Genomic DNA, 26,114 nt, shown 5'->3' with positions numbered 1-26,114 from the left:
TGGCGATGCGGGGGGCTGCCATGAAAAGGATCGTGCTGCTGGCCGGCTTCGAGGCCTTTAACGCCGGTCTCTACCGCCAGGCGGCTGAACAGGCGATGGCCCAGTGCCCCGAGCTCTCGATCGCCGTGTTCAGCGACCGTGACCTCAGCGATCGCCCGGCTGATGTGGCAGCCGCACTGGAGGGTGCCGATGCCTTCTTCGCCAGCCTGATCTTCGATTTCGATCAGGTGGAGTGGCTGCGCCAGCACGCGGTGACGGTTCCGATCCGGCTGGTGTTCGAGTCAGCGATCGAGCTGATGGAGCTCACCCGGTTCGGGCGGTTCACGATCGGAGGCAGCAGTGCCGGTATGCCGCGGCCGATCCAGGCCCTGCTGGCCAAATTCGGCAGCGGACGGGAGGAGGACAAGCTGGCTGGCTACATCGGCTTCCTCAAGGTGGGGCCGAAGCTGCTGCGCTTCCTGCCCTTCCGCAAAGCCCAGGACCTGCGCCACTGGCTGATCCTCTACGGCTACTGGAACGCCGGCGGCAGCGAGAACGTGGCGGCCCTGTTCCTCTATCTGGCTCGCCATGGCCTCGGCCTCAGGCCTGGGGCGATCCCGCCGCCAAGGGAATCGCCGAATCTCGGTCTGGTCCATCCCGATCACGACGGCTTCTTCCTCTCACCACGGGAGTACCTGGCCTGGTTCCACCAAACGCGGCCCCAGAGCGCAGCCGGGCATGGCAACTGGCCGGTGGTGGGGCTCCTGCTCTACCGCAAGCATGTGATCACGGCCCAGCCCTACCTTCCCCAGCTGATCCGCGCCTTCGAGGCCGCCGAACTGGTGCCGCTGCCGGTGTTCATCAATGGCGTGGAAGGGCACATGGCCGTCCGCGACTGGATGACCAGCGCCACCGAACTGGCCACCGCTCAGGTTGCCGAGCAGACCTCCGAGCAGACCTCCGAGGCTCCGGCCAGTGGTGCCCGACGGGATGCCGTGGCTGTGGACGCCATCGTCTCCACGATCGGCTTTCCCCTGGTGGGCGGCCCGGCCGGTTCGATGGAGGCAGGCCGCCGCGAGGAGGTGGCGCAGCGCATCCTGCGGGCCAAGAACGTTCCCTATCTGGTCTCTGCACCGCTGCTGATTCAGGACCTGCATTCCTGGACCCGCCAGGGGATCGGCGGGCTGCAGAGCGTGGTGCTGTTCGCCCTGCCCGAATTGGACGGCGCCATTGACCCCGTGCCTCTGGGGGGACTGGTGGGCGATCGCATCTATCTGATTCCCGAACGGCTGCGGCGACTCACCGGGCGCCTCAAGGCCTGGATCGCCCTGCGTCGCAAACTCGCCGCCGAACGTCGACTGGCGATCGTTCTCTACGGCTTCCCGCCTGGCTATGGCGCCACCGGCACCGCCGCTCTGCTGAATGTCCCCGACTCCCTGATGGCCGTGCTGAAGGCGCTGGCGGCTGAGGGCTACGACGTGGGCCCCCTGCCGGCTTGCGTCCCCTGTGTTGGTGTAAATCCCTGGGGACCTCAACCCCGGCGTAGCCGGGGTTGAGCGCGCACCTCAGACGTTCCGCTCAGCGGCCAGCGTTGCAAGGGGTGGGCAGGCCCGTGACCCTGGTTTGAGCACTACCTCAACCAGACGAACCATGCCCACGTCCAATCGTGCCGCAATTGAGCTGGCGCCGCTACTGGATGGCAGCAGCGCCGGTGAGCTGATCCCCGAGCTGGTGCGCCACGGCCTGCAGCAGCTGATCGAGCTGGAGGTCGCTGCCGTGCTCGGCGCAGAGCGCCATGAGCGCAGCGAGGAGCGGCTCGGCTACCGCAACGGCTACCGGCCGCGCACCCTGGCCACCCAGGTGGGGGACATCGATCTCCGCATCCCCAAACTGCGCTCCGGCAGCCACCTGCCCTCGATCCTGGAGCCGCGCCGCCGTGTGGACCAGGCCCTCTACGGCGTGGTGATGGAGGCCTATGTCGGCGGCATCTCAACGCGCAAGGTCGACGCCCTGGTGGCCGCCCTGGGAGTCCAGAGCGGCATCTCCAAATCTCAGGTGAGCCGCATCTGCGCTGACATCGACATCCAGGTGCAGGCCTTCCTGAACCGCCCCCTTGAGGCCACCGGCTACGCCTACCTGTACCTCGATGCCACCTATCTCCACGGGCGTCTCGGCAAGGCGATGCAGGTCTGCTCCAGGGCTGTGGTGGTGGCCATGGGCGTCAATGCCGATGGTCGCCGCGAGCTGCTCGGCATCAAGGTGGGCGACAGCGAAACCGAGAGCTTCTGGAGCGAGTTCATTGGCTCGCTCAAGGAGCGCGGCCTCACTGGGGTCAAGCTCGTGATCAGCGACGCGCACGTGGGCCTCACCAAGGCGATCCGGCGGATGCTGCAGGGCAGCTGCTGGCAGCGCTGCAGGGTCCATTTCGCCAGAAACCTGCTCCAACGGGTGCCCAAGGCCCACCAAGGCATGGTCACCGCTGCCTTGCGCTCGGTGTTCGCCCAGGAGAAAACGGACGAAATCGAGGCCCGCTGGGACGATCTGGCCAGCTCACTGGTGGATCGCTTCCCCAAGGCTGCTGAGCTCATGCTGCACGCCCGGGAAGACGTGCTCGCCTTCCGTCACTTCCCGCCTCAACACTGGAAAAAGACTTGGAGCACCAACCTGCTCGAGCGCCTCAATGAGGAGATCAAACGCCGCACTCGGGTGGTTGGCATCTTCCCGAATGACGCCTCGATCACCCGCTTGGTGGGGGCTGTGCTGCTGGAGCAGGACGAGCACTGGCAGCTGGAGGGCCGGCGCATGTTCTCCGCCGAGAGCATGGCCGCCATCCCCTCACTGGCGGAGCTGCCCACGCAGCCTTCCTTGCAAGAAGCAGCGGCCTGAGCCTCAGGCCCCAGGAGATCGCGCCGTAGCGCCCCCACAGGGCGCAGCGGCGGCGATCACCGCCCGGGGGCCGGCACCGCAGACGTCACGACCAAGATTGCAGGTGTAGCCCACAACCGATCGGCAATCCAGACGAAAGACTTGACAAGTCAATCGTCTGGATTCATCGTGAAATAACGAGGTGCACATGCGCCTCGAGAATGACAGCCCGTCATTCACCCCTGTTCTCCCTCAGTCCAGGGCAATCGGGCCTCGGGATTTACACCACGCCAAGGGACGCGGCCCCCCTGCCGGCCAGTGGTGAGGAGCTGATCCGCCAGGTCAAGGACGCCGACGACGCCTGGGTTGCCCGCATTCCCGAAGGGCAGAGTTTTGAAGACACCGGGAGCGTCACGGTGACGGCGGACACCCTGCGCCAGTGGCTGGGACCGCTGCACACCGCTCGGATCGAAAGGCAGTGGGGGCCACTGACGGCCACCGGCATCCGCACCCTCGGGGATCGCTTTCTCCTGGGCGGAGTGCGGCTTGGGAAGGTGTGGATCGGGGTGCAACCGCCCCTAGGGGTGGCAGGCGATCCGATGCGGCTGATGTATGAGCGGGATCTCACCCCCCACCCCCAGTACGCCGCCTTCTACGGCTGGCTGCAGCATGGCTTCAAGGCTGACGCGGTGCTGCACTTCGGCATGCACGGCACGGTGGAGTGGCTGCCCGGTTCGCCCCTGGGGAACACGGGCACCTCCTGGCCCGACCTGCTGCTGGGCCACCTGCCGCATCTGTATGTCTATGCGGCCAACAACCCGTCTGAGTCGATGCTGGCCAAGCGGCGCGGCTATGGCGTGATCGTTTCCCACAACGTGCCGCCCTACGGCCGCGCCGGCCTCTACCGGGAACTGATCGCCCTGCGGGAGCTGATCGCTGAATACCGGGAGGATCCCGAGCGCAACGAGGCCCTGCGGGAGGGCATTCTCAAGCAGGTGAGCGACAGCAGCCTCGATGCCGACTGCCCTGCACCCGGCAACGTTCGCACCGACCAAGGTGCCTTCCACACCTGGGTCGTGCGCCTCAGTGGCTATCTGCAGCTGCTGGAGAGCCGCCTGTTCTCCAGTGGTCTTCACACGCTCGGCCTGCCGCCGGATCAGGAGCAGCGGCTCGGGTACCTCAGGGCCTACGTCGGCGACGCGCTCGAACCGGAGTTGCTGGAAGCGATCAGCCGGCTGACCCCTGCCGCCGATCAGCCGATGGTGCGCGCCCAGGCGGCGGAGCTCGAGCACCTCCATCCCGGCTTGTCAGCTGAGCAATCCCAGCGGCTGCTGGATGCTCTGACCGTCTGCCAGCTGCTGGAGCGCAGCACCGAGGAGATCGACCATCTGCTCGATGGCCTGGGGGGCGCCTACATCCCCCCTGCTCCCGGTGGTGATCTGCTGCGCGACGGCCCTGGCGTTCTGCCCACCGGCAGGAACATCCACGCCCTCGACCCCTACCGCATGCCCTCGCCGGGGGCGATGGTGCGGGGCCGTGCGATCGCCCTGCGCATCCTCGAGAAGCACCGGAGCGAGAATGGCGGCGCCTGGCCCGAGACCGTGGCCGTGATGCTCTGGGGCCTTGATGCGATCAAGACCCGCGGCGAATCGCTGGCGATCCTGCTGGAGCTGGTGGGTGCCGAACCGGTGAAGGAAGGCACCGGTCGGATCGTGCGCTACGACCTCAAGCCCCTGGAGGCCCTCGACCACCCGCGCATCGATGTGCTGGTCAACCTGTCGGGGATCTTCCGCGACAGCTTCGTGAACATCATCGAGCTTCTGGACGACCTGTTCCGCCGTGCTGCCAGCGCTGATGAACCGGAGGAGCGCAACGCCATCCGCCGCCACGCCCGGGCGCTGCAAGCCCAGGGGATCGACAACCCCACAGCCCGTCTGTTTTCCAACCCCGCCGGTGACTTCGGCTCGCTGGTGAACGATCGGGTCACCGATGCCAACTGGGAGAACGGGGAAGAGCTGGCGAGCACCTGGCAGGACCGCAACGTGTTCAGCTATGGCCGCGCTGACAAGGGCCAGGCTCGCCCCCAGGTGCTGGCTGCGTTGTTGCGCAGCACCGAACGGGTGGTCCAGCAGATCGACTCGGTGGAGTACGGCCTCACCGACATCCAGGAGTATTACGCCAACACCGGCGGCCGCCATCTGCATGTGCCCGGCCATTGAGGATTGCCCTGGAACTTCAGGAATCGATCACATCCAGAAGGCGCCAATCGTCATCGACCTAGCGATGCCGTTTACCTGTGCTTTTACCACGGTTCTGGGCAGTTCGAAAGGCATCAGCATCGTTGTGGTTGGCCTGTAAGGGCTGCCAGCGACGGAACTGATTCTCCAGTTCGATGTTGACTATTGGCATATCCATAACGCCAGATTGACCGTACTCAAAAAACTTAATTGTAATTGGAACAATGAAATAGCCCTTGCAAACGGCAAAGGGCTACGCCGGTTATCGCTATAGGGATACAACTGTTGCGGCACAGGCCTTTGATTTATGTCTAGCACCAAGACAAAGCTTTGGCAACATCGCAAAAAATCTCGCAGAAACTCAATCAATACACAATATTGCATTAGGAATGTGTTTAACTTCCTTTCATTAAGACTAGAACACACATGTTCAACATGTAGCAGCACAGCCACACTTCGACTTATATAGAACAGATCGCAATTGTGAAATCAGAAAACGCCCTTGGCCTTCATCAAAGCATCATAGAAGGCAGTAAAGTGGAGGGCCTCTTTACCCGACTTGCCAATAGAGAAGTAGCCACAAGAGCGCACAAGATCTTCCTTACTAGCATCTCCAAGCTCCTTCATCTTTGCCAATAAGTCATCGCCTGTAAGATGGGTAGAAGTAAAAGGAAACTCAGCGACGTCTCCATCCTTCAAGGATTGCTCTTCCCGATATTGTTGCGTGAGAAGCTCTGATAGTCCGAATGACTCAGGCTCAACAATACAGCCATTCTCACCAAAACCCTCTAAATCGTACCAAGTTGATCCTAGATTGTAACAACATCCATCTTGCAGGTAATTTTCGTCGCCAAGCCATTCATTAAGCTTATCTTGACTAAATACTTTTGTTCCGTCGTCAAGCATTACTAGCCACTGATTAATGATATGTGTGGGCCCGCTCATTAAATAACGGGCTCCAATCCATCTGAAAAGTATCAATTCATTATTGCTCCCATCCACTTCAAGAAATGGCTCTGATAAATTTACCTCGATAGTTCTCACAAACTCAAAATTATTTTCTGATAGTATGTTAACGTTGTCCACAACATACTCAGCAGTGAAATTATCATTTGCCAATTCCAAGGCTTCATTTGTGTTGCCATTCCTAAGTAGAGAAACAATTTCTTGGTACCATGGCTCAGTGACTATTTCATCTATATCTCCCGGATATGCGCCTTGACAATAGCCTTCAAGAACGAATTGGGTTGATTCCATTTAAGTAAAGCATGAACAATATCTATTATGGCTGTGTTCTTATTGTTTGTCAACTATTAATTTGCCCTCGCATAATGACTCAGCTCACCCTCTCGCTCTGGAATCTGCAACGACATGCGGTGACCCAAGGCCTTTAATCTCGTGCGCTGAGTCACTTCTCAGCCTCACTAACGAACGCGGAATTAAGGCTTAGTCCAGATAACAATAGAGTGAACTATGTTTGTTATCATTGCGTAGTTTGGATGCACACCTAGTGTGCGGTCCCGGAAATGATAGCTTGAATCAGGAATGTCACTGAGGTACCCTTGGATTCCCCAGCCCTTCACTAGACATTGATCGACCAACAGCAGAACTCGGGACCGGATTGACATATCCGGAATGCCAAGATGACGCACATCTCTCTATTCGTTTTCCGTCACAGTGTTCGCCAACTGGAACCAAGAGAACTGAGCCAAGACTATATGACTCTTCGGCGAGGTATTGGATCAGGTGAGCATCAATATGTCGACGCAAAAAACAAAGCCTTGCAAGATGGACATTCCACTTTGCCTCTCCTGCCCGCAGCAAGTCTGAGCTTCTGGCCACATCGCTCGCACGCAATCACCACACTATTGCTTGAGGTAGCCTGAGCACTCTTCTGATCCTGGAGCCTTTCGCTACTGTTCCCGCTGCCGGCCTTTTGGGTTTGACGAATTAGCTTAGCCAGCCCATCTCGATCAATCAGCTCGCAGGAGGAATGACTCGCAAGCTTCTCCGCGCCAGGCGTAAAATAGTTATTGGTGACAACCATCGCCTTGTTGCACTTGTATTTGTGCATTCCCGCAACGGCTTGCTGAACGCCGCCCAGACTCACAGCTTTAGAATAGCGCTTGACTTGTATTGCGATCCGCTCTCCGCCACGCTTGGCCACCACATCTACGCCAAAGTCTCTGCTTTGCTGGGTCACGGATGCTTGATAGCCAAGCTTGCGGAATAGAGCAGCTATATACTCCTCGAATTCAGCCCCCTCCATCTCGTCGATTTCAGCAAGGTCATAGGTCGAGAGATCTTCTTGACGTTCAATCCAGTGATAGAGCAGCCATCCAAGCAGGATGACCGCTGCGATGGAGAGGAATGCATAAGGGTAGGATACTGCAGCTCCCAGAGCGGCCAGGATGGCAATCAGAATGAGAGTTGGTGAATCGAATTGCTTGCGTCGCCTGGCCATGCTGGTTGCACTTGTTGGAAAGAACCTATCACGACAAGCCCTATCTCCTCGCAACTCTTGACTGGTGCAGCCTAATGCATGACTCACACTGTGACTTGATTGCTTGAGGAGGAAACCGCGTGCACTCTCTGAACAAACTCGGGCGATGAGGTGAGCCTGGTCTAAGGATCAACCACATCCAGCAGTTGTCCCTCATCATCGACCAGGCGATAGCGTTTACCGGTAGATCGAGCGCGCTGCTGTGCGGTCCGGTAGGCATTGGCCTCGTTGTGCATCGTCTGCACGTGCTGCCAACGTCCGAACTGGTTCTGCACCTCGATGTGGATTTTCGGCATGCCGATGCGTCTGTGGTTGATGTTGCTGCTTAGCTTGCTCCACCATGACAATGATGGCAGTCGTCTACTGCGAATGACGAGCGGTTGAACGCCAACCCCTGTGGTCGTTGCTGTTTAGTCGAGTGGCGCATCCGTGGCCGCTGATGCGTTGGTTGGGCCGTCTTTCGCACAATGCAGGCTCGCGTGGAAGTACCTGGCCCCGACCATTGCCTCAGCCCATTCCACCCGCCATGAATCCCCCTCTCAAGGACGCCGCCGCCGAACGCCGTCGCCAGCTGGCGGCCCAGCTGCTCCGCGGCGAATCCGTGATGGTCACCCAGCAGGGGGCCATCCAGCCGCTGGGCTCCAACGCCAGCAGTGGCAGTGCCGCCATCACCGTGCCTGAGGGCAAGCTTGCTGCCCCCTCTCTCTACTGGTACGAGCGCGATCCGCAGCTGTTTCAGGGGGAGTTGGAGGCAATGAACCACTTCTTCCCCCAGTTCCGCCCCGATCGGCTGCCCGATGGCCGCATGTCCTGGCTGGGCTCCCTGGCCAGCGGCCTGCCCGGCAGCGAGCGCATCTGGCATCTGCAGCTGGTCTACGACCACGACCATCCCCACAACAACGACTATGGCGGCTCCATCAGCGTCTTCTCGATCGAGCCTGATCTGCTGACGCTGGAGGCCCAGCTGGGTGAATCGATCCCCCATACCCTGCGCCATCCGGATGGTGGGTTGAGCCTCTGCACCGTGGAGGCCGGCAGCTTTCGCAGCGACAGAAACCGCAGCAGCACCGCCGCCAGCAGCCTGGCCTGGGCCGCCAAGTGGATTGCTGCCTTCGAGCTGTGGATGCTCGGAGATCTGAGCAGCGAGCAGTTCAGAGGACATCACATCTGAGCCGATGTTGAACCTCCACTTCTGGCCGCGTACCTCTGAGCGTGTCATCTTCTCGAGCCGTGCCCATGCGGCGATCGTGGCCGAAACCCACGCGCAGCATCCCAACGAAACCGGCGGCATCCTGCTCGGTCACCACAGCCAGGGTCGCTGGCATGTGATTGAGGCGATCGATCCAGGTCCGGCCGCCCGCTTCTCGCCCGCCACCTTCGAATACGACACCACCTATGTGACCCACCTGGCCCGCAAGATGGCCGGTGTTTATGAAGAGCCCCTCAGCCTGATCGGCCTCTGGCATCGCCATCCCGGCAGCTTTGATCGCTTCTCCGCGGAGGATGACGTCATCAACCGCCGCTACGCCGAGCAGTCACCTGCCGGGGCCATCTCCTGCCTGGTCAACCTCGATCCCCATTTCCGGATCACGGCCTATCACGTACCGGCCGACCTGGCCTATCGGCGCCTGCCCATCTCCTGCGGGGATCAGGCCATCCCCAGGGCCCTGCTCGAACCCCGCCACCGCAGCTGCCTGCACCCCGCCGCGCTGGAACACCACCGCCAGCAACGGGTTCTGCAGACCCTGCTCGCTGCATGTGTGGATCGCTGCTCCACACCACAACCACTGGCCCCGGGGCTGACGGCGCTGTTGGAGCCGCTGCTGGAGCAGCTGGAGGCGCAGGATCGCCTTGCCTATGCCCTACAGCCCTGCGGCAGCGATCTCTGCCTGGCCCTGGTGGAGCGCTCGGGCCCGCAGCAACGCGCCCTGCTTCTTCAGGCCTGCGAGGACCAGTTGTGGGTTCAGGTTCCTGGATCCAGGGAACGACTCCGCTTGGAACCCGAGCAGCTGTCGCTGTTGTGGACAGAGCCCTGCCATGCCTGATCGCCCCTCACCACCCCAATCCCACGTGCGCACGACCGTGCTTTTTCCCGCCGATCTGGCCGGCTGGCCGGACGGCAGCCCCCTCTACGGCTACGCCCACCCCGACACAGGTCAGACGCTGGTCCTGGACAGCTGTGGCAACCAACCTCCGCGGCATCAACCCCGAGCTGTGCTGCTCGGTTGGCTGGAACCCCAGGCCACTGGCAATGACGAGCTGGCAGCCGCTGACGCCCCATCGCTTGTGGTGCGCCGCGATGGCGAGTTGCTGCGCTTCTGGCTCGACGGCCAGCCCTGCCAAGCCCAGCCCTACGACCTGGAGAGCGCCCTGTTTTCCAGACACACGTGCCTGCTGGAGGAGCGCCGCCTGCAGGACGCGGGCGTCATCATCTGCGGCTGCGGCTCGGTGGGCGGCCTGGCGGCCCTGGAGCTGGCCCGCAGCGGTGTGGGGCGCTTCCTGCTGATCGACCCCGACCTGCTGTCGCTCGAGAACCTCTGCCGCCATCCCTGTGGCCTGGCTGACGTGGGCCGCCGCAAGGTGGATGCCACCGCCGAGCGGATCCATCAGATCAATCCCAACGCGGTGGTGCAGGTGCAGGCCACGACGATCGAGCGGCTCGATCCGGCCGTGGTGCAGGCCTTCGCGAGTGGGGCGGAGCCTTCCGGAGAAGCGCAATGTGCTGAAGCCGCACGGCAGGGCGGGCCGATCACGCTGATGCTGGCCTGCGCCGACAGTCGCAGGGCTGATCGTCATGCCGCACGCCTCGCCGCCGCGCTGGAACTGCCCTTTCTGGCGATCGGCCTGTGGGAGCGGGCCTTCGCGGGTGAGATCTTCTACAGCCACCCGGCTGAGCCGATGCCCTGCTACGGCTGCGCCTTCGAGGAACTGAGCCAGGGAGGGCAGGGCAACCACGGGACCGGAGAAATGGGTGGAGAGGAACGCCAGAGCCTTCAGGCTCTCAGCGGCAAGCAGGAGTCGCAGCGACGCTTTTATGCCACAGAAGCAGCACTCGAGAAGCTCGACTTCCAACCGGGTCTCGGCATCGACATCGCCTACGTCACCCAGATCGGCCTCAAGCTCGCCCTCGATCTGCTGAACCTCCACACCCCCTCCTACGCGCCAAGGCTGCTCGGCAAGCTCAGCCAGTTCACGTTGGTCTGCAACAGCAACGATCCCCGTCTCGGCGGCGAGCGGGCCGAGATCTTCTCCCATCCACTGCAGGTCACCACCTCCATCCAGGTGGGGTACGGCCAGGGGTGCCCGCCCTGCCGCTGGAGGGACTGAGGCGTCGCCATGCCATTCAACGACAAAGGCGAGTTCATCCGCTCTGAATCCCCGCCAGCCCCACGCTCCACTCCCTCCCGCGCCAGCAGCGGCCAGCACCACGTTATTCCGCCCGGTCGAGCACGGGTCACCAGCAGTGCTGATCGCCCCCAGCAACCACGATCCCAAGGCCATGCCTCCGGGCCTGACCCCTGGGAGGTGGTCGGAGCCGTCCTGGCCATCGTGATCGGGCTTGCGGTACTGGCCGGCGCGATCTGGCTGGTGGTGGCGTTCTACCAGTGGTTCCTCATCGGTCTGGTCCTCTGGCTGATCAGCTCGATCCGCAAGCTGTTCAGCTGAACTGGCTTGACTCGGCGTCCTGGTCTGTGACAGACCTTGCGTTGTGCTCGATAGCCCAGAAGCTCGGCAAGCCTCATCATGCCGTCGAGCCGGATTGGCCCGCCTGCAACAACCCATAGCCGCCCGTGATCACCTGACCATCGGATCCCAGCAAAAACCGTCGTTGTGATTGGCCGACCTGCATCCCACCGATCGGTCTTGAATTCTCAAACGTGACGGGAAGACGGCGGGGGTTGATGCCGTACTGGTCAAACCAGGTCTGCTCGCGCCGTGTCCATTGCAGATACCCCTTGGCCCGGAAGCGCCTGAGCTCTCGAGAAGCCCAGCCCTCCGCTTGCTCACGGCTATTGCAGAAGGCCTTGGGCACGTCCCTCACGCCATAGACCGCCGGCATGTAGCGGACCCAGACGTATGCATCCATCGGTTCATCGGCCCAGGCCTCCCAGGCGCGACGATCCGCTTCCAACTGCTGCTCGGCCTCCTCCTGATCGAGCTCCAGGCAGCGGCGCAGCTCCTCAGGATCACGCTTGAGAGCATTGATCAGCTTCTCGAGCCATTGATCCGTGATCGGCTCTCCCACCTCAAAGCAGCCGATCAGGCTGCCCACTCTGGAGATGTTCGTGGCGCCGAGCAGGGCTGCGACCTGACCAGGCCTGAGGCCCAGCTTCTTGCGCTGAGCCATGAGAAGCCGCGACAGATGGGTCGTGCGGCGAGCACCGAAAGACATCTTAAATTCAGGTAGCGTTCCTGCTCATCAACCCTTCAGGGTTCCAGGATTGACCACCTTGCCCAGCAGGAACGGACGGCAGGTTGGTGACTGGCAATCCCCTGGAGGATTGGCGCCGGTGCTCGGGATGAACGGAGCGAACTCTTGAAGGAGGCCCCTGGGCCTCCTGGCACAAGAACTCAGGGCTCGATGATGTCGAGCACCCGCCCTTCATCGTCGATCAGGCGATGACGCTTGCCGGTGGAGCGGGCACGCTGCTGGGCACTGCGGAAGGCACTGGGCTCGTGGTGGCTGGAGGTGTAGTGCTGCCAGCGGCCGAACTGGTTCTGCCACTGGATGGTGATACGGGTCATGGGCGTTTCTGTGAATGATCTCAGTGTTGCGACAGTGCGGCAAAAAATGAAGCTGACTTGTGCGAACCACGAGCTGGTCGTACGCGAAGGCGGAGCTGGGGGTGGGCCTGACCAATGCCAATGGGGTGCTGATCGGGTGCTGGGATGTCGCCAAGATCCATCGGATCTCTTGAGAGATCGGTGCGCTGGTGGGCTAGGGCGATTGCCAGGGAGGCGGGCTCCAGCGTCGGTGCAATCACCAACGCCGACACGGGTTCATTCCAGATCACGGCGCCGAGTTCTACCGAGGCCAGCGATACGGGCTCCTACGACACCGGCACCATCGACAAGGACATCACCGCCGTGATGGCCGTGACCTTCCGGGTGGAGTGAAACCCACCGGGTCGCGGCAGAAGAGCCAGCGGGTCGATCAGCAGGTGATCCGTCGGTGTGAAGCGCATGGTGATGGCGGAATCAGGTAGAGAGGGTCCCTCCGCTGATCCAAATCCGTCGCTATGTTGGTGCAGATAGACAACCAATCGGCGGTCGCACCGGGAAAATCTCCGGAAGCGCCGACCGCGTTGACGGGGGATAGGCAACACACGCCGGTAGCAAGCCAAGCCTTCGTCGTACACGGGTCATCCCAAACCCTGGCCGAACGTGATCTGCGCCCTTCATTGGCGCCACCAAGAGCTCAGCTGCTGACATTGAGGGCGTGCTTCGCAGGAAGACTTCTCATAAGAGGAGCCGGATCGCCAAGGCTGCAGGCATCGCCTCGGAGTCCATTCCCTTGTCCCGGTTCCTGACGCAGCCTCTGGAGCTGCTCGCCACGCTCGTGCCCGTGCTGCTCCTGGCTGTGCTGGTGGCCAGGGCAGAGGAGTCCAGGCCGTGCGCGGCCACACCTGCACTCCAGCGCCCCGCTGTTCCTGCAGACGTGCGTGGCTCAGGGGGCAGCGAAACAGGGATTTCCACCCACTCCCAGCTGGTCTGCGGATCGGAAGCCCCAAGGATCTGGTGATTGGTGGGTTCAACGCCACCACGACTGGAGCTGGAACGGGATCAGGGCGTTGCTGATTCCATCGCTGGGGTGGATGGGGTGCAGGTTCACCACCGCCTGGTGCATCAGCCCAACGCAACCTCCAGCCGGCGGAGGCGCATCAGCTGATCAGCAGCCCACGACTCCGCCTGCACTTGGCTGTTGCAGAAGGCCTTGGGAAGCTCTCGCCCGCCGTAGACCGCCGGCCCATAGCGGATGGAGAGAAAGGGAGCGATCGGTTGGGCATGGCCAGGCCTGCTACGCCACTGGCGAAAGCCACGAGCGGGCGGTGCTGCGGCAGCTGCTTGGCGAGCTGGATCTGGAGGGCGTGCTCATCCAGGCGGATGCCCTGCATACCCAGAAACCGTTTTTCAGCAGCTCCAGGAGCAGTGGGCGACTTCCTCCTGACGGTCAAGGCCAACCAGAAGACGCTGCATCGCCAGAGCTGCAGCCACTTCCAGGGCAAGCGCAAGATCCCTTTCGTGGCGACGGATCACGAGATCAGCCACGGCCGACAGATCAACTGGACTCTGCGTGCCAATGCGGCCCCAAAGCACATCGCTCAGTCCTGGATCGGCACCAGCTCGATCGTCGAGGTGGTGGCCACCGGAACCCTTGACGGCAAGCCCTGTCATGCCACGCATCTGTTTCTCACCAGCCTGGGCACCACCCCAGCAGCGCTGCTGCAACTGGTGCGAGACCGCTGGAGCATTGAGTGCTGGCACTGGATCCGTGACACCCAGCTCCATGAAGATGCCCACCGCTACCGGGGCAATGGTGCTGGCGTGATGGCCGCGGGCCAGCCATCCCCGAATCCATGGTGAGACTTTGAATCAGCCCTGGGACGGCTCGGGCCCCCCACCAATCGCTGAACCTCATGCCGTCCGGGACGGCCAGGGACGTATCGGACATGGTGCCGGGTCGTCTCGGGTTGGGCTGTGGCTGTCGCCCCGTAGCGGCGATTGCCAGCGGCATCATCCAATTGGGTGAGGGTCGATCACCGTTCCGAGTGATTGTCCCGCCAGCCAGACCGCAGGCGCATCCTTGAACAGCTGCAGATCGCGCAGCATTGCGGCGGCGCGGCTCCGTTCGGCTTCCACCTCCCCACGGTCTGGGCTGCCACTAGCCGTCACCCATGTTTGCTGCAGGGCTTCAACGTATTGCTCCAGGGGTATCGCCCCACCGTCGTGGCGGTAGCAGTCGCGTTCGCTGGGGTGCTCGGTCAGGGAGAACCCAAGCACCGCCCGACTGGCCTCATGGCAGGTGGTGGCGATCTCCAGTAGGCGATCGAGGCTGAGCTCACAGTCCTCCGGCTCCAGGTGCGTCGGCGGGCCGGTGATGGCATACCGCTCTGAGTGACGCTGCGCCTGTTTTTTGCACCGTTCGCTTCAGGTGCGGGCGGTCTTGCGTTTCACCTGAAACAGCTCACCGCAGACTCGGCAGCGTCCCGTGCGGCTGGCCAGTTCGGTCGATCGTTGCCGCCGCTGCTGCCGCTTGCGTTCGGTGATCTGATCGACCGCGACCGCATCACAGGCGGCGCTGCATTGCTGCCTGCCGCCGAACAGTCGCGTGGTGAGGAACAGCCCATCGCAGGCGCGGCAACGGCTGAGGCGATTCAATCCGTCAGGCAGCTGCAGGTGCTCGCAGGTCTGGCGCCCCAGGTCGATGCACAGGGCACTGCTACCGCTGCGAGCAGCCCTGCCACCGCTCGTTCGCAGGCGATCGTGCGAGTAGTCGGGGGGCAGCCCGAGGCGTTTCTCCATGGCGTTGAGATCCGACCACCACTGCCGTGCGACGGGGTCGCCGTACTCGGGCTGTGGCTTGCGCTGCCGCCATTCGTAGAGCGCCTGTTCCTGGCGGTCGATATAGCTCCAGTGATTGGCGAGTTGCTGCGCGGTGTCGCCCGGCAGCTCTCCTGCAGGAAGCCGATCCATGGTGTCCCCGTAAGTGGTCCTCATGGGGCGCCGTCCCCGTTGGGACAGCTTACCGGGACAGTTCCATCGGCGCCCAGCGGGCCGGGCCGCCGGAGCCCAGGCTCCCGGAATCGGGAACCCCCCCACGCACACGGCACCTGCCGCGCCGTGGCAGCGGGCTGCTTCCGCCGGCGGCTGCCGGGGGAAGCAGAACCTCCTGGCAGCCGTCGGCAGTGGGATGCCCCCCGGCGCCGGGGGGCGCCGGAAGCAATACCTCCTGACGGAAGTAGCAGAAACCGCGCCGGGCTGGCTATTCCGATACCTTCATGCTACGGGATAACCCTTCCAGGGCAGATCTAATCTCACCTTCCAGCACCTCATTCAGCTTGGATTGTTGAACCGGGTCGATGACTCCCATGATTCCAGAGATTCGCCCCAGGATTCTCGCCGGAATTGATTCCATCGCGTCACGCATCTGCCGACACACGACGAACCATAGCTCTTCTACTTCATCAATAGGCACCAAGCTTCCGCGCCTTTCTTGTAGTTCTAGTTCCGCCATTTCTGCTAGCGCTGCTTCCTTCCTTTCTTGCGACACTGCCCTAGGGGCCCAGTCGACATCCGCCACCACCGGGTCGCCGCTGATATTCACCTGCCGCCCCTGATGGCTGAGCACCGATTCGGCCCATTCGCGGTCGGCAATCTCCGGGTCGATTAGCACTCGCTGTCCATGTCTCTTTACACCCTGGCGGATTTTGCCTTGTGAAAGAGCTTGCTTCACCGTCGTATAGGCGCAAGCAAGGCCACGCTCCCGGCGATAGGAGCAATAGCCAGTAATCGAGAGAGTGTGTGCCATGCCAGCACTCTACCGGCGCCGTTTTCAGTCGGGCAGTGCCTGACCGGCGGGGTGCTGCTGATGCAAATGCGGCGAAAGTTTCCGGGGTGATTCGGCCAAAAGCGCTGGTATTACTGGCTTCAGGGGTAGAACGTAGACATAATACAATGGGGCTATGCGCGGGGTCTAGCTATGCTTGAAACTCTATCAGTGGCATTTTCCTGCGGCCTCGCGGCGTCGTACCTATAGGGGGAGGTATAAAGGACCCGCACGATGTTAGCAGCCTTGACATAGCGACCGAGGCTAGCATCTGCTATATGTTCAGCGATTGCCATTCCGCTGTGTCCTATAACCGGTGACCATGCTATCGACACGGGTCCCGCAAGCTAGCCGCCAATCTCCTCCGCAATGGGCGCCGATCTTTGGCGGTTAATGGTTGCAACACCCATTTTGACCAACAGCAATGTTTGGCCAGGGCTTCGCACGTGTTAGCGGTCAATGTATTTTGGTGGCGACTAATGCGGGGCCATCTTGCATCCCGTGTGGCAATAGACTCATGATGCTCATTGTCTCACTGTGGGTGTTCATCGGTGGCATTGCAATAAGGGACAGCGGCCACTGGGATGTATGGCGACAGCCAGATAACGCAAGCCCTCCAGGTGAGGAGAGAACGAGGAGCGTGGTGGGTCGGAATCGATAGACATGGTAGGGTCAAGACAGTCATGAACTCTGATGACCTACGCGGGTGCTGGGCTGTCTGGGCGCCGTAGCCAACGCGAGAAGCTGAGCATCAGTCATGGTGGAGAAGGTAGTGAAAGCGAGGTGGCCCAGTGGGCCAAGTAATCCTCCTTGGGCATAGCCGTATATATGGATGAGTCGACCCGCAAAAAGTAGCCAGCTATAGAAACCTTCGATGCCTATCGACAGGTTGGATCTAGCCACGCGTTCCCCTGCCCCAGTCTTCCGGCAATGGCATCCAAGGCATGGCTTTCAACGCAAGATGCGGCCGATTTGTTAGGTATTCGCCGGCAGTTCCTCCTGGAGAGTGCTGAGCGTCTGGAGGTCCTGGGCCAGGCCCTCAAGCGCCAGTGCCGCTGGAGGTTCGACCCTGACGGCCCCCAGGACGCCTATCAGGCCACCTGCAGGCGGCAGCGGCACAGCGGGGCTCCACCCCCGGACGCGCTCTCCGTGGCCCGCCTGCGGGCTGCCAAGGCCGAGCTGCCCGCCCGGAGCGCCGAGCTGCAGATCGCGCTGGCCAGAGAGGTCGCCGATACGCTGTGAGTCTTGGTTGCAGACCTGGAAGGTGTCACCCGAGCAACGGCAACGGCTGATCAGGGCCATGACCAGGGGGCTCAAGCCTCAGCGGAGCTGAGCCGCCGCTCCACCCTTGCGGAGAAGTCCTGAGCTTTCCTGTCAGCTGCCTCTCGCACCCAATCTGGCACCGCCTCCTGCGAAATCTTCCCGCTGTCCGCCAGCGCTACGGCGACCACCGAGCTGAGCCCCTCCTCCACCACCGTTTCGGGCAGGCCGCGATACCGCAGGGCCCAGGCCTGATGGTGCCTGCCGTCGAGTTCCATGGCCCAGCTATTCCGCACCGGATCGGTGGCCGTGATCCGCACCCCCGAGGCCAGGAGCCAGGCATTGAACCGCTGCCGCACCTCCGGCTGCTGGAGGCTCTCGGCGATGAACTTCTCCACCTGCCCGTGGATGGCCTCCTCCAGCTCCAGACCGGTGAGGTGGGCACCCATCTCTGCCTGTCGCCGCTGGAGCGCCTGGAGCGCCTCCTGGGCCTCGCTGGCGGCGGCGAGGGCCTGGTCCACCTGCGCGGCGATCAGATTCGCTGCCTTGGCGCTGAGCCTACCCTCGCCTAACAGGGAGCCGAGCTGGGCCTGGGAGCGCTCGGCCTGGGCCTGGTGCTTGGCCACCTCCGCCTCGGCCGCGAGGATTTTCTGGCGGAGTTTGCGATCCTCATGCCGGCGATCTGAGGCGGTGAAGTAGTGTCTCCAGCGTTCACGCATTAGGGCGCGGAGTATCACCTCCTCGTCGTACTTGACGTTCTGGCTGTCACAGTGCCCGTGGCGCTTTCCCACGCAGGTGAGGTATTCGTAAAGGGTCTCCCCGCTGCGGCTACGGCGTGACTGGTAGCTGAGCAATCTTCCGCAGGTGCAGTAGGAGTGACCTTGAAAGAGATTGCGGATCGCGTCACCCTTGCCAACCTGTCCCTTACGGCTGTTCCGCAATGTGATCAACTTGTGGCAGCGGTCGAACTCGGCGCGGGTGATCACCGCCGGAAAGTAACCCGGCACCACCGTGCCATCGCTCCAGGGGCGGTCGCCGACGATGCGCGGGTCGCTGATGACCTTGTGGACGTTGGCATATGCCCAGGTGCGCCCCTTGGCAGTGCGGAACCCCTCAGCGTTGAGCGCCTGAGCGATGCGGATAAGCCCGAGACCTTCGAGGCAAAGCTGTGTCATCCGCTGCACGGTGGCGGCGTGGGTGTTGAGCACGTAGTCGGCGCCATCCCAGCCACACCAGAAGGGCCTGAACCCGGCGATCTTCTCGCCCTGGAGTGATCGCTCGCGGCGGTGCCGCCAGGAGGCGTCGATCCGCTCCGAGAGCTTGGCGCTGTAGTCATGGGCGGCGTCCGCCCGGATGGTGAGCATCAGCCGCACGGCCAAGTTGGTGTCGTAGATGTCGCGATCCACGATCCGATCGTCGCGGCACACCCCGAGCGCCACCCCTGCGTCGAACAGACCCAGCAGGAGCGCCTGCTGGCGGCTGGCCACCTCACGGCTGAACCGATCGAGGTCTTCGACAACGAGGATGGTGCCCATCGGCCAGTGGCCTGCCATGGCCGCCGCGATGAAGGCAGCCAGACCACCCTCGCGCCGGTGGCGGCCCTTGAACGCCGACACTCCCTCATCGACCACGGCGGCGGGCGCGGGCGTCAGGCCGTGGCGGCTGCAGAAGGCGGCGAACGCTGCTGCCTGGCGATCGAGGCCGGAGCGAGCCTCGCCGACCTGCTCGCCGGTGGACACCCGCTGATACGAGACCGCCAGCATCTTCGTCATTTCTTAAGAATTCTCCTTCCGGCATGACACGGGCCCTGGAGGCTGGAGCCCGAGAACCCTCTCCACAGCTAGCACACCCCGTATCTGTCAAACAAACTATTTGCCCCCATACCGGTGAACAGGGCGAGATCCAGTTCTGCTGTGCTCTGCCTGCCGTCACCGCTTGCTTCATCGGGCAACACCCCCACCACCAGGTGCCCCTCCACCCGAGCTGCGCCGCGGCTGGCCGCAGCCATCACCCCCGCCGGCCGGCCACCGGTGAGTAGCACCGCTGGCGGGTCATGTTGTCAGTCCAGCCCTGGCAACGACTGGTGAGGTGAGCAGCGGGATGCAATTGGGGCCGGCGTGGTGCCTGAACCAGTGGCTGGTCATGCAGACCTTGCGGCTGCGGGTGCGTAGCAGCACCTCCTGATCGAGGTAGGGCCACTCCTCGATCGGTTGCTCCAAGGATCCACTGTCGCTCATCGACAGGATGGGCCTCAAGGTTGGGAAGCAACACCGCAAGGGATTATTTTTCAGAATCGGCCAACGAAGAGACGTCTTCTTATGAGAATTGTGCTCATCGGAGCAGCTGGGACCATCGGCCAGGCGGTTGATCAAGCCCTTGCAGAACGGCACCAACTGATTCGCGTCAGCCGCACCAGGGGCGATCAGCAGGTGGACATTGCCCAGCCGGAATCCATCCGAGCGTTGTTTGAAGCGGTGGCTCCGTTCGACGCTGTGGTCTGCGCAGCTGGGCAGGCCGCTTTTGGATCAATCGCAGACTTGTCCGATGACGACTTTCAACTCGGTCTCACCAGCAAGCTGATGGGGCAGGTCAATCTCGTCCGTCTGGGTCTGGCTTCGATCTCAGATGGAGGCTCGTTCACACTGTCAAGCGGCGTTCTGGGTCGGAATCCTGTTCCAGACAGCTGCTCGATTAGCATGGTCAATGCCGGCCTCGACGCCTTCACGCGGGCAGCAGCGCTGGGGATGCCCCGAGGGGTACGCATCAACGTGGTGTCGCCACCGTGGGTTCGCGAGACGCTGCTTGCATTGGGGCGCGATCCCACGCCAGGTTTGTCCGCTTCGGTCGTCGCGAAGGCGTACGTCGACAGCGTGGAAAGCGAGATGACCGGCGAAAGACTCGATCCACGCGACTACGTGTAAGCAGATGCTTCAGACTCCGGCTCTTGATCCTATGCTGGGGAGTCTGCTTCTAGCGCATGAAAGATGGCGCCACAGTGCTGTCCTTGGCGGCAAAGTACCTGTTGGATGGGGATTTGGATCTGGCGCTGGAGCTTGTTGGCAATCAATGTCCGATTATTCCATGGGACAGTCGGAAGGCAGCGCCTGGAGGGAGTGGAAAAGAATGAAGAAGTGCTCCTTTGCCGTCGGAACTTGTTGAGGCCAGGACCTATACACAGCTTCAGTCGCTCCAGGTGTTCCATGATGATGGTTGCATTGATCGGTACACCGGTAGAAGGCTCATGTGCCCTGCGGCGTTGTACGCGCTATCCCATGCAATGCCATTGGTGTTTCCATGCAATTGACACGCCGGTGGAGCGAGCCCTTTCCGCCCTGCGCAAACTGCGCAACGCCTTTGCCCATTCAGCAGAGTCTGCGTCTCTCGCTGATCAGAGCCGCAGCTCCCGGTTGGCAGAGATCTATGCGGAGGCTCGCACCAATCCCCTCTGGGCGCCGCGGGAAACAGTGCTGGCCGCCCAGTTGCCTTCCCCCCAGGGGAACCTCGACCCCCATCTCCGCGGCTACATCCTGTTGATCACGATTCCGGTGGCCTTCCTGGAGGCCACGGCCCAGCAGCTGGAGCCCTTCAAGCCGCCGGTGGTGATGGGGTTCTCGGGTGTGATGCGCCAAAGGACCACTTGGTGAGCAGTCCTGAGAGCAATCGGCTCAGCTCCTCTCCCCTTGGGCGCTGCTGTCGCTTGTGATCTGTCCATCCTGAAGCCGCACGATCCTGTCACTGCGATGGGCCACCGCCGGATCGTGGGTCACCAGCACGATACCCGCCACCACCCGATCCCCCTGATCCACCAGCAGTTGGCTGACGCGCCCGGGCTGCTTGGGGCTGATGTTCACAGGCGTGATCGGCCGGATCGATCCCGCCGCCGTCACCCGGATCGCAATCGCACGCTGCTGCACCGCGGCTGTCTGGGCGGCAAGCGCACGCTCCTCCTGCGAGCGCCGGTTCTGCTGCCACAGCAGCCAGCCGCCACCGGCTAATCCAACCGCCAACAGGGCGATCAGGGGCAGCCGCATGCTGAGCCCATGGCGGCCTGGCGTGAGGGTCGGTGGACCCAAGGGAAGGGAGAGCGGAGGGTCTGCGTCCACCACCCTCCCTAGCCAGGGTGACCAGACTGTGACCCAGGATCCCCGTAGTCGTGACAGGCCATGACCCTGACCCCTGATCCGGTGCTCGTCTACGACGGTGGCTGTCCGTTCTGCAGTCACTTCGCCGTTCTCAGCGAGCTGCGCGGTGGGATTCCCGGTCTGCGGATCGTCGATGGCCGCGACGCTGCAGAGCTGCGGCACCGGCTGGCAGAGCGAGGCTTCCATCTGCGGGATGGGGCGATGCTGCTGCAGGGGGAGCAGGTGCTGCATGGCGCTGCGGCGATCACCTGGATCTGTGAGCGCCTGCGCCCCAGCGCCCCCTTGCTGCAGGTGCTGGGTCCGTTGTTTCGGGGACCGGAACGGGGCCGGCGCCTCTATCCGTTGCTCCTGCTGGGCCGCCGCCTTGCCCTCGCCCTGAAAGGGCTGCCCGTGGATCCGGATGGGCCGTCGGTGCCGCTGATGCAGCATGGCCAGCGGTAGATCCTTGGGCGCTCAGGAATCCGATGACCGATGCAGCCACACCTGATGCAGCCACCTGGCTGAGCGATCTGGGTGATCTGTTCGATCGGGTGGAACAGGTGGCCGGTGTGCCTCTGCAGACCCTGTGGGTGTCGGAGCTGGAGGATCAGTCGATCCTGCTGCCCGCCAGCGACGCCGATCCGGTGCATCGCATTCTCTACAGAGACAACACCCACGAGACCACGCCCTATCTGGTGGCGATGGAGGCGGTGCAGCTCCTGCGCGTTCTGCAGGCTCCCGGCGAGCAGCAACTGGCGATGCTGCCGCGGCGGGAGGCGCGGGAGCGGGTGGTGAGCGAGGCGGAGCGACGCAACCGGGATCTCTCGCTGGCGCAGCAGCGTCAGGTGGGGCTGAATCTGTACAACACCACCCTCAGCCAGTTACGCACCGTGCCGCCGGCGATGGCGGTGGATCGCTGGTTGTTCGAGCAGTTGCCCCAGCTGCGCAGCCGCCAGGACGCTTTCCTGCGGCAGCAATGCCAGGAGCTGGCGGAGGGCCTGGCCCTGGGCATGGATCGGCGCATGCCACCCCTGGTGCTGCAGGCCAACAGGGCCATGGATGCCGCCTACGCGATTCATGCCGCCACCCTCAGCGGCGTCCCGGAATTCTCGCTTCCCTACCAGGGAAGTGCCTGGGAGGAGCTGGGCACCGAGCTGCTGCAGCTCGCTCAGGCCTCGACCTCGGATGCGGCCGAATCCACGGAGGTGAGCGATCCGGATCGCCAGGTGATCGATGCCTGGGCCGAACGCCTGGGCATCGCCCGCTGGTACGACTGGAGCTGAAGGGCTGCTGACGTCAACGCCCAGCGGCTCAGCGATTCAGCCGCTCCATTCGCCAGGTCACGAACGTGCCCACCGGGCTCCAGAGCAGGAAGGGCACCAACAGCCCTGCCGCCGGCCGCGACACCGGCAGCACCGAGACGGCCAGACCCACGCCCCAGATCCAGCCCGCCAGGCCAACGGCAGTGCCGTTTCGCAGCCGGCGCGTGCGGCAGATCACCCAGGTGTAGCTCTGCACCAGCAGCAGCAGCAGCAGGAAGCCGGCCATGGCACCAGCGCTGGCCGTGGCCTGCCATACCAGCAGGGCCGAGCCGTAGAAGCAGAGGTAGATCGCCAGCCAGATCAGCGGGATCCATCGCTCGAAGGTGAGCCATCTCGGCCGGCGTAGCTGCAGAAACCATCGGAACTCCGCGCGGGACGGATTGAGCAGTGCCCCGACGGCCACGATCACAGCCAGGATCACCAGTGCAGCCAGCATTGCTTCAATCCCATCACTTCCAGGCTGATGCGCTAGGCCCTGCGTGGAGGTTCTGCCAAGCGTTTCTGTGATGTGATGGTGTTGCTCAAGGCTTGGTGGGGGCAGCGCCGGCAGATGCCGCTGGCGACACGCCTGGTGACACACCTGGCGACGCGGTTGGCGGTGGATTGAGGGAGTCGTCGAGGCCCAGGTCGATTTCCCCGATCCAGAGCACCAAACCGGCCAGGCAGGCCAGGGCTGCGAGCAGCAGCAGCCAGTGACGACGATCCATGGCGCAGCAGATCAAGGGCTGCGGAATTTCAGCACGTCGCTCGGGGGGCGGAGCCGTGCCTCCAGATCTCAGGACCCTCAGCCAAGACCTGGTGCAGCATCATTCGCTTGACGTTCAGGGTGCGCTGTATGGCCGAGCCCGCGCCGATGCGATCCATCGATCCCGACAGCCTCGATGGCGGCGCCCTGTATCGGCTCTGCACCAGCCTGGTGGTGCCTCGGCCGATCGCCTGGGTGAGCAGCATCAGCGGCGACGGTCAGCCCAACCTGGCGCCGTTCAGCTTCTTCAATGCCCTGAGTGATCAATCGGCCGTGCTGATGGTGTCGATCGGTGCCCACCGGGATCGCGAGAAAGACACCCTGCGCAATCTCCGTCAGACCGGCTGCTTCGCCGTGCATGTGGTGGATGAAGCGTTGGTGGAGCCGATGAACATCACCGCCGCCGACTATGCCCCGGGCATCAATGAATTCGAGGCAGCGGGGCTCCAGGCCGTGGCCTGCAGCCGCATCGCCGCCCCCCGGATCGAGGCCGCTGCGGCCTGCATGGAATGCGATTGCATCGATCTGATCCCAGTGCCCGGCACCCGTTTCACCATGGCCCTCGGCCGCATCGTGATGGTCCATGTCCAGAGCCGCTGCCTGACGGAATCCGGCATGGCCTCGCCGGAAGCGCTCCGCCCCGTGGGGAAACTGGCCCTGAATGCCTATACCAAACTCGGCGAACTCTTCGAGCTGCAGCGTCCCAGGCTGGGGTGATCCGGATCCGCCAGGATGGCACCAGCGTCCATTGGCCCGGCATGCAGGCGTTCGTGGCCCTGTTCGCCCACCTCGATCACACCACCGCCACCCGCGCCAAGGTGGAGGCCCTGGCTGCCTACTTCGCCGCCACCGCTGCCCGTTCCCCCGCCGATGCGGCCTGGGCGCTGCACTGCCTGCTCGGCAAGCAGCGCCGCCGCCTGATCACTGGTCGCCGCCTGCGCCAGATCTGTCTCGAGGGCACCGGCCTGCCGGACTGGTTGTTCGACGACTGCCATGCCCAGGTGGGCGATTCCGCTGAAACCATTGCCTTGCTCTGGCATCAGACCGCCCCGGAGGTTGCCCCACCACGCACCACAAGGGCCGCCGCACCACCCGCCTCGGATCCCACGGCTCTTCTCCCTCCCATGGCCCTCCCCCTTGCCCACTGGATGGAGCAGCTGCTGCCCGGCCTTGCCGGGCTGGAGGGCGAGCAACAGGCGGCTGCCGTGCAGGCCCTCTGGCAGCAGCTGCAACCGCAGGAGCTCCTGGTGGCCAACAAGCTGCTCACCGGTGGCTTTCGCGTCGGCGTCGCCCAGGGACTGGTGATCCGGGCGCTCGCCCAGCTCAGTGAGCTGGAGGAGCCGTTGCTGGCCCATCGCCTCATGGGCGGCTTCCAGCCCGGTGCCGCCGCCTGGACGCAGCTGCTGGCTCCCGCCGAAGCCGGCGGCGCCTGCAGCAGTCGCCCCTATCCCTTCTTCCTGGCCTCCCCGCTGGAGGCCAGCACGCACTCACCTCTTCCGGGTTCCCCCGCCGATTGGCTGGTGGAGTGGAAATGGGACGGCATCCGCGGCCAGCTGATCCGCCGCGCTGGTGAGAGCTTCCTCTGGAGCCGCGGCGACGAGCTGATCAATCCGGTGTTCCCCGAGCTGATCGCCCTGGCGGACAGCCTTCCCGATGGCACCGTGCTCGACGGTGAGGTGATCGTCTGGCCGCAGGAGGCCGATCGTCCGGCCCCCTTCGCCCAGCTGCAGCGCCGCCTGGGCCGCAAGGCACCGGGCCGTTCGATCCTGGCGGAGTGCCCCGCCGCTTTCGTGGCCTACGACCTGCTGGAGCAGGGGGGCCGCGATTGCCGTTCCGAACCCCTGAGCCTCCGCCGCGCCGCCCTGGAGGCTCTGCACCGGCAGGTCACTGCGGCGACACCCACCCCCGCAGCCGGGCTCCTGCGTCTCTCCAGCCTGCTGCCGTTCGATCACTGGGACGCGCTCGAACCGCTGCGGCACCACTCTGGCGCCGCCGGCGCGGAGGGTCTGATGCTCAAGGCCATCGCCTCGCCCTACCTGGCCGGTCGGCGGCGGGGCCACTGGTGGAAGCACAAGAAGGAGCCGCTGCGCCTCGATGCGGTGATGCTCTACGCCCAGGCCGGCAGCGGCCGCCGCGCCAACCTCTACACCGACTACACGTTTGGCTTGTGGGAGCGGGATCCGGCTGATTCCAGCGGCGATGCCGGCCAGCTGGTCACCTTCGCCAAGGCCTATTCCGGCCTCGATGATGCCGAGATCAGCGAGCTCGATCGCTGGATCCGCAGCCACACCCTGCAGCGGTTCGGGCCGGTGCGGGCCGTGGCGCCGGACCAGGTGTTCGAGCTGGCCTTTGAGGGGTTGCAGCCCTCCCGTCGCCACCGCAGCGGCATCGCCGTGCGCTTTCCCCGCATCGCCCGCTGGCGTCGTGACAAACCCGCCGCCGAAGCCGACAGCCTCGCTGCGGCGCGGCGCCTGCTTGAGAAGCAGTCCGATCTGGGCCAGTCCGACCAGGCCCAGTCCGATTCGTGCTGACCG

General features: G+C 63.4%; 28 protein-coding genes and 2 pseudogenes. 16 read left to right on the top strand and 14 right to left on the bottom strand.

Going from position 1 to position 26,114, the window contains the following annotated elements; all coding sequences use genetic code 11:
* Nucleotides 1–20: 20 nt before the first annotated feature.
* The 3 genes from H8F26_RS17700 to H8F26_RS17690 all read left to right on the top strand — a co-directional run bounded on the left by H8F26_RS17700 (nucleotide 21) and on the right by H8F26_RS17690 (nucleotide 5,063).
* Nucleotides 21–1,535, top strand: coding sequence for a cobaltochelatase subunit CobN (locus H8F26_RS17700; protein WP_231605333.1), 1,515 nt, complete (start codon nucleotides 21–23; stop codon nucleotides 1,533–1,535).
* 94 nt (nucleotides 1,536–1,629) lie between these two features.
* The gene (locus H8F26_RS17695; RefSeq protein WP_197154771.1) at nucleotides 1,630–2,865 is read left to right on the top strand and encodes an IS256 family transposase; all 1,236 of its coding nucleotides are present in this window, start codon (nucleotides 1,630–1,632) and stop codon (nucleotides 2,863–2,865) included.
* 200 nt (nucleotides 2,866–3,065) lie between these two features.
* Nucleotides 3,066–5,063 carry a cobaltochelatase subunit CobN gene (locus H8F26_RS17690; protein ID WP_231605332.1) on the top strand — a complete coding sequence of 666 codons (1,998 nt, stop codon included), beginning with the start codon at nucleotides 3,066–3,068 and terminating at the stop codon, nucleotides 5,061–5,063.
* Nucleotides 5,064–5,576: 513 nt separating this feature from the next.
* Here H8F26_RS17690 and H8F26_RS17685 read toward each other — a convergent pair.
* The 3 genes and pseudogenes from H8F26_RS17685 to H8F26_RS17675 form a co-directional block, all read right to left on the bottom strand.
* A pseudogene (locus H8F26_RS17685) lies at nucleotides 5,577–5,708 on the bottom strand (AbrB family transcriptional regulator); the annotation flags it as partial.
* A 1,126-nt stretch (nucleotides 5,709–6,834) separates the two neighbouring features.
* Nucleotides 6,835–7,545 carry a restriction endonuclease gene (locus tag H8F26_RS17680; RefSeq protein WP_197156167.1) on the bottom strand — a complete coding sequence of 237 codons (711 nt, stop codon included), beginning with the start codon at nucleotides 7,543–7,545 and terminating at the stop codon, nucleotides 6,835–6,837.
* Nucleotides 7,546–7,706: 161 nt separating this feature from the next.
* On the bottom strand, nucleotides 7,707–7,880 hold the full coding sequence (locus H8F26_RS17675) for a hypothetical protein (protein WP_197156165.1): 174 nt from the start codon (nucleotides 7,878–7,880) through the stop codon (nucleotides 7,707–7,709).
* Between the two features lie 230 nt (nucleotides 7,881–8,110).
* Here H8F26_RS17675 and H8F26_RS17670 point away from each other — a divergent pair, with 230 nt between their 5' ends.
* Genes H8F26_RS17670 through H8F26_RS17655 form a run of 4 tightly spaced genes read left to right on the top strand, consistent with a single transcriptional unit; the run spans nucleotide 8,111 to nucleotide 11,250 of the window.
* Nucleotides 8,111–8,755 carry a hypothetical protein gene (locus H8F26_RS17670; RefSeq protein WP_197156163.1) on the top strand — a complete coding sequence of 215 codons (645 nt, stop codon included), beginning with the start codon at nucleotides 8,111–8,113 and terminating at the stop codon, nucleotides 8,753–8,755.
* A gap of 4 nt (nucleotides 8,756–8,759) precedes the next feature.
* Complete coding sequence (locus H8F26_RS17665) at nucleotides 8,760–9,629, top strand: Mov34/MPN/PAD-1 family protein (protein WP_197156161.1); 870 nt, start codon at nucleotides 8,760–8,762, stop codon at nucleotides 9,627–9,629.
* Nucleotides 9,622–10,911 carry a ThiF family adenylyltransferase gene (locus H8F26_RS17660; protein ID WP_197156159.1) on the top strand — a complete coding sequence of 430 codons (1,290 nt, stop codon included), beginning with the start codon at nucleotides 9,622–9,624 and terminating at the stop codon, nucleotides 10,909–10,911. Before H8F26_RS17665 ends, H8F26_RS17660 begins: the two co-directional genes overlap by 8 nt.
* A 9-nt stretch (nucleotides 10,912–10,920) precedes the next feature.
* Nucleotides 10,921–11,250, top strand: a complete 330-nt coding sequence (locus H8F26_RS17655; protein ID WP_197156157.1) for a hypothetical protein — start codon at nucleotides 10,921–10,923, stop codon at nucleotides 11,248–11,250.
* Between the two features lie 76 nt (nucleotides 11,251–11,326).
* Here H8F26_RS17655 and H8F26_RS17650 read toward each other — a convergent pair whose 3' ends face one another.
* Both H8F26_RS17650 and H8F26_RS17645 read right to left on the bottom strand, forming a co-directional pair.
* On the bottom strand, nucleotides 11,327–11,977 hold the full coding sequence (locus tag H8F26_RS17650; protein WP_197156156.1) for a hypothetical protein: 651 nt from the start codon (nucleotides 11,975–11,977) through the stop codon (nucleotides 11,327–11,329).
* 179 nt (nucleotides 11,978–12,156) lie between these two features.
* Nucleotides 12,157–12,330, bottom strand: a complete 174-nt coding sequence (locus H8F26_RS17645; protein WP_197156154.1) for a hypothetical protein — start codon at nucleotides 12,328–12,330, stop codon at nucleotides 12,157–12,159.
* A gap of 192 nt (nucleotides 12,331–12,522) precedes the next feature.
* On the opposite strand from H8F26_RS17645, the pseudogene H8F26_RS17640 reads away from it, so the two are divergent.
* Together H8F26_RS17640 and H8F26_RS17635 are read left to right on the top strand one after the other, a co-directional pair.
* A pseudogene (locus H8F26_RS17640) lies at nucleotides 12,523–12,702 on the top strand (SIMPL domain-containing protein); the annotation flags it as partial.
* Between the two features lie 1,032 nt (nucleotides 12,703–13,734).
* Entirely contained in the window at nucleotides 13,735–14,169 is a 435-nt protein-coding gene (locus H8F26_RS17635; protein WP_231605331.1) for an ISAs1 family transposase, read from the top strand.
* Nucleotides 14,170–14,319: 150 nt separating this feature from the next.
* Here H8F26_RS17635 and H8F26_RS17630 read toward each other — a convergent pair whose 3' ends face one another.
* The 3 genes from H8F26_RS17630 to H8F26_RS17620 all read right to left on the bottom strand — a co-directional run bounded on the left by H8F26_RS17630 (nucleotide 14,320) and on the right by H8F26_RS17620 (nucleotide 16,114).
* Nucleotides 14,320–14,586 carry a hypothetical protein gene (locus H8F26_RS17630; protein ID WP_197156152.1) on the bottom strand — a complete coding sequence of 89 codons (267 nt, stop codon included), beginning with the start codon at nucleotides 14,584–14,586 and terminating at the stop codon, nucleotides 14,320–14,322.
* A gap of 147 nt (nucleotides 14,587–14,733) precedes the next feature.
* Nucleotides 14,734–15,303 (bottom strand): hypothetical protein, encoded by a 570-nt coding sequence (locus tag H8F26_RS17625; protein ID WP_197156150.1) that lies wholly within the window; start codon nucleotides 15,301–15,303, stop codon nucleotides 14,734–14,736.
* Between the two features lie 265 nt (nucleotides 15,304–15,568).
* Nucleotides 15,569–16,114: a hypothetical protein gene (locus tag H8F26_RS17620; protein ID WP_197156148.1), complete on the bottom strand. Its 546-nt coding sequence runs from the start codon at nucleotides 16,112–16,114 to the stop codon at nucleotides 15,569–15,571.
* A 990-nt stretch (nucleotides 16,115–17,104) separates the two neighbouring features.
* Between H8F26_RS17620 and H8F26_RS17615 the strand changes: the two genes are divergently transcribed.
* Nucleotides 17,105–17,374, top strand: coding sequence for a hypothetical protein (locus H8F26_RS17615; RefSeq protein ID WP_197156147.1), 270 nt, complete (start codon nucleotides 17,105–17,107; stop codon nucleotides 17,372–17,374).
* 71 nt (nucleotides 17,375–17,445) lie between these two features.
* On the opposite strand, the gene H8F26_RS17610 is transcribed toward H8F26_RS17615, so the two are convergent.
* The 3 genes from H8F26_RS17610 to H8F26_RS17600 form a co-directional block, all read right to left on the bottom strand.
* The gene (locus H8F26_RS17610; protein ID WP_197156145.1) at nucleotides 17,446–19,155 is read right to left on the bottom strand and encodes a recombinase family protein; all 1,710 of its coding nucleotides are present in this window, start codon (nucleotides 19,153–19,155) and stop codon (nucleotides 17,446–17,448) included.
* 77 nt (nucleotides 19,156–19,232) lie between these two features.
* Nucleotides 19,233–19,400: a hypothetical protein gene (locus H8F26_RS20315; protein WP_197156143.1), complete on the bottom strand. Its 168-nt coding sequence runs from the start codon at nucleotides 19,398–19,400 to the stop codon at nucleotides 19,233–19,235.
* A gap of 43 nt (nucleotides 19,401–19,443) precedes the next feature.
* Nucleotides 19,444–19,647, bottom strand: a complete 204-nt coding sequence (locus H8F26_RS17600) for a hypothetical protein (RefSeq protein WP_231605330.1) — start codon at nucleotides 19,645–19,647, stop codon at nucleotides 19,444–19,446.
* 63 nt (nucleotides 19,648–19,710) lie between these two features.
* Here H8F26_RS17600 and H8F26_RS17595 point away from each other — a divergent pair, with 63 nt between their 5' ends.
* Together H8F26_RS17595 and H8F26_RS17590 are read left to right on the top strand one after the other, a co-directional pair.
* On the top strand, nucleotides 19,711–20,313 hold the full coding sequence (locus H8F26_RS17595; RefSeq protein WP_197156141.1) for a short chain dehydrogenase: 603 nt from the start codon (nucleotides 19,711–19,713) through the stop codon (nucleotides 20,311–20,313).
* A gap of 390 nt (nucleotides 20,314–20,703) precedes the next feature.
* Complete coding sequence (locus H8F26_RS17590) at nucleotides 20,704–21,036, top strand: hypothetical protein (RefSeq protein WP_197156139.1); 333 nt, start codon at nucleotides 20,704–20,706, stop codon at nucleotides 21,034–21,036.
* 21 nt (nucleotides 21,037–21,057) lie between these two features.
* Here H8F26_RS17590 and H8F26_RS17585 read toward each other — a convergent pair whose 3' ends face one another.
* Entirely contained in the window at nucleotides 21,058–21,495 is a 438-nt protein-coding gene (locus H8F26_RS17585) for a biotin/lipoyl-binding protein (RefSeq protein ID WP_231597939.1), read from the bottom strand.
* Between the two features lie 60 nt (nucleotides 21,496–21,555).
* Here H8F26_RS17585 and H8F26_RS17580 point away from each other — a divergent pair, with 60 nt between their 5' ends.
* Nucleotides 21,556–21,975 carry a DCC1-like thiol-disulfide oxidoreductase family protein gene (locus H8F26_RS17580; protein WP_197156137.1) on the top strand — a complete coding sequence of 140 codons (420 nt, stop codon included), beginning with the start codon at nucleotides 21,556–21,558 and terminating at the stop codon, nucleotides 21,973–21,975.
* Between the two features lie 23 nt (nucleotides 21,976–21,998).
* Nucleotides 21,999–22,796 (top strand): hypothetical protein, encoded by a 798-nt coding sequence (locus tag H8F26_RS17575; RefSeq protein ID WP_197156135.1) that lies wholly within the window; start codon nucleotides 21,999–22,001, stop codon nucleotides 22,794–22,796.
* Between the two features lie 28 nt (nucleotides 22,797–22,824).
* Here H8F26_RS17575 and H8F26_RS17570 read toward each other — a convergent pair whose 3' ends face one another.
* Together H8F26_RS17570 and H8F26_RS17565 are read right to left on the bottom strand one after the other, a co-directional pair.
* A complete protein-coding gene (locus H8F26_RS17570) occupies nucleotides 22,825–23,271 on the bottom strand; it encodes a TspO/MBR family protein (RefSeq protein WP_197156133.1) in 447 nt (148 codons plus the stop codon).
* An 85-nt stretch (nucleotides 23,272–23,356) separates the two neighbouring features.
* A complete protein-coding gene (locus tag H8F26_RS17565; protein WP_197156131.1) occupies nucleotides 23,357–23,542 on the bottom strand; it encodes a hypothetical protein in 186 nt (61 codons plus the stop codon).
* 146 nt (nucleotides 23,543–23,688) lie between these two features.
* Here H8F26_RS17565 and H8F26_RS17560 point away from each other — a divergent pair, with 146 nt between their 5' ends.
* Together H8F26_RS17560 and H8F26_RS17555 are read left to right on the top strand one after the other, a co-directional pair.
* Nucleotides 23,689–24,297, top strand: coding sequence for a flavin reductase family protein (locus H8F26_RS17560; RefSeq protein WP_197156130.1), 609 nt, complete (start codon nucleotides 23,689–23,691; stop codon nucleotides 24,295–24,297).
* Between the two features lie 41 nt (nucleotides 24,298–24,338).
* A complete protein-coding gene (locus H8F26_RS17555; protein WP_197159327.1) occupies nucleotides 24,339–26,111 on the top strand; it encodes an ATP-dependent DNA ligase in 1,773 nt (590 codons plus the stop codon).
* The last annotated feature ends 3 nt before the right edge of the window (nucleotides 26,112–26,114 follow it).

This window comes from Synechococcus sp. CBW1006, assembly GCF_015840525.1.
In the GTDB taxonomy this organism is placed as follows: domain Bacteria; phylum Cyanobacteriota; class Cyanobacteriia; order PCC-6307; family Cyanobiaceae; genus CBW1002.
Note: the sequence above shows the minus strand (reverse complement) of the source record. Positions and strands in the feature narration are given on the sequence as shown.

What these genes read in the sequence shown, in the direction of transcription:
- H8F26_RS17670 (WP_197156163.1), top strand. Translation starts at nt 8,111, where the DNA reads ATGAATCCCCCTCTCAAGGACGCCGCCGCCGAACGCCGTCGCCAGCTG.
- H8F26_RS17560 (WP_197156130.1), top strand. Translation starts at nt 23,689, where the DNA reads ATGCGATCCATCGATCCCGACAGCCTCGATGGCGGCGCCCTGTATCGG.
- H8F26_RS17665 (WP_197156161.1), top strand. Translation starts at nt 8,760, where the DNA reads ATGTTGAACCTCCACTTCTGGCCGCGTACCTCTGAGCGTGTCATCTTC.
- H8F26_RS17565 (WP_197156131.1), bottom strand. Translation starts at nt 23,542, where the DNA reads ATGGATCGTCGTCACTGGCTGCTGCTGCTCGCAGCCCTGGCCTGCCTG.
- H8F26_RS17620 (WP_197156148.1), bottom strand. Translation starts at nt 16,114, where the DNA reads ATGGCACACACTCTCTCGATTACTGGCTATTGCTCCTATCGCCGGGAG.
- H8F26_RS17700 (WP_231605333.1), top strand. Translation starts at nt 21, where the DNA reads ATGAAAAGGATCGTGCTGCTGGCCGGCTTCGAGGCCTTTAACGCCGGT.
- H8F26_RS17570 (WP_197156133.1), bottom strand. Translation starts at nt 23,271, where the DNA reads ATGCTGGCTGCACTGGTGATCCTGGCTGTGATCGTGGCCGTCGGGGCA.
- H8F26_RS17595 (WP_197156141.1), top strand. Translation starts at nt 19,711, where the DNA reads ATGAGAATTGTGCTCATCGGAGCAGCTGGGACCATCGGCCAGGCGGTT.
- H8F26_RS17655 (WP_197156157.1), top strand. Translation starts at nt 10,921, where the DNA reads ATGCCATTCAACGACAAAGGCGAGTTCATCCGCTCTGAATCCCCGCCA.
- H8F26_RS17575 (WP_197156135.1), top strand. Translation starts at nt 21,999, where the DNA reads ATGACCGATGCAGCCACACCTGATGCAGCCACCTGGCTGAGCGATCTG.
- H8F26_RS17610 (WP_197156145.1), bottom strand. Translation starts at nt 19,155, where the DNA reads ATGCTGGCGGTCTCGTATCAGCGGGTGTCCACCGGCGAGCAGGTCGGC.
- H8F26_RS20315 (WP_197156143.1), bottom strand. Translation starts at nt 19,400, where the DNA reads ATGGCTGCGGCCAGCCGCGGCGCAGCTCGGGTGGAGGGGCACCTGGTG.
- H8F26_RS17675 (WP_197156165.1), bottom strand. Translation starts at nt 7,880, where the DNA reads ATGCCGAAAATCCACATCGAGGTGCAGAACCAGTTCGGACGTTGGCAG.
- H8F26_RS17660 (WP_197156159.1), top strand. Translation starts at nt 9,622, where the DNA reads ATGCCTGATCGCCCCTCACCACCCCAATCCCACGTGCGCACGACCGTG.
- H8F26_RS17555 (WP_197159327.1), top strand. Translation starts at nt 24,339, where the DNA reads ATGCAGGCGTTCGTGGCCCTGTTCGCCCACCTCGATCACACCACCGCC.
- H8F26_RS17690 (WP_231605332.1), top strand. Translation starts at nt 3,066, where the DNA reads ATGACAGCCCGTCATTCACCCCTGTTCTCCCTCAGTCCAGGGCAATCG.
- H8F26_RS17580 (WP_197156137.1), top strand. Translation starts at nt 21,556, where the DNA reads ATGACCCTGACCCCTGATCCGGTGCTCGTCTACGACGGTGGCTGTCCG.
- H8F26_RS17680 (WP_197156167.1), bottom strand. Translation starts at nt 7,545, where the DNA reads ATGGCCAGGCGACGCAAGCAATTCGATTCACCAACTCTCATTCTGATT.
- H8F26_RS17695 (WP_197154771.1), top strand. Translation starts at nt 1,630, where the DNA reads ATGCCCACGTCCAATCGTGCCGCAATTGAGCTGGCGCCGCTACTGGAT.
- H8F26_RS17645 (WP_197156154.1), bottom strand. Translation starts at nt 12,330, where the DNA reads ATGACCCGTATCACCATCCAGTGGCAGAACCAGTTCGGCCGCTGGCAG.
- H8F26_RS17650 (WP_197156156.1), bottom strand. Translation starts at nt 11,977, where the DNA reads ATGTCTTTCGGTGCTCGCCGCACGACCCATCTGTCGCGGCTTCTCATG.
- H8F26_RS17625 (WP_197156150.1), bottom strand. Translation starts at nt 15,303, where the DNA reads ATGAGGACCACTTACGGGGACACCATGGATCGGCTTCCTGCAGGAGAG.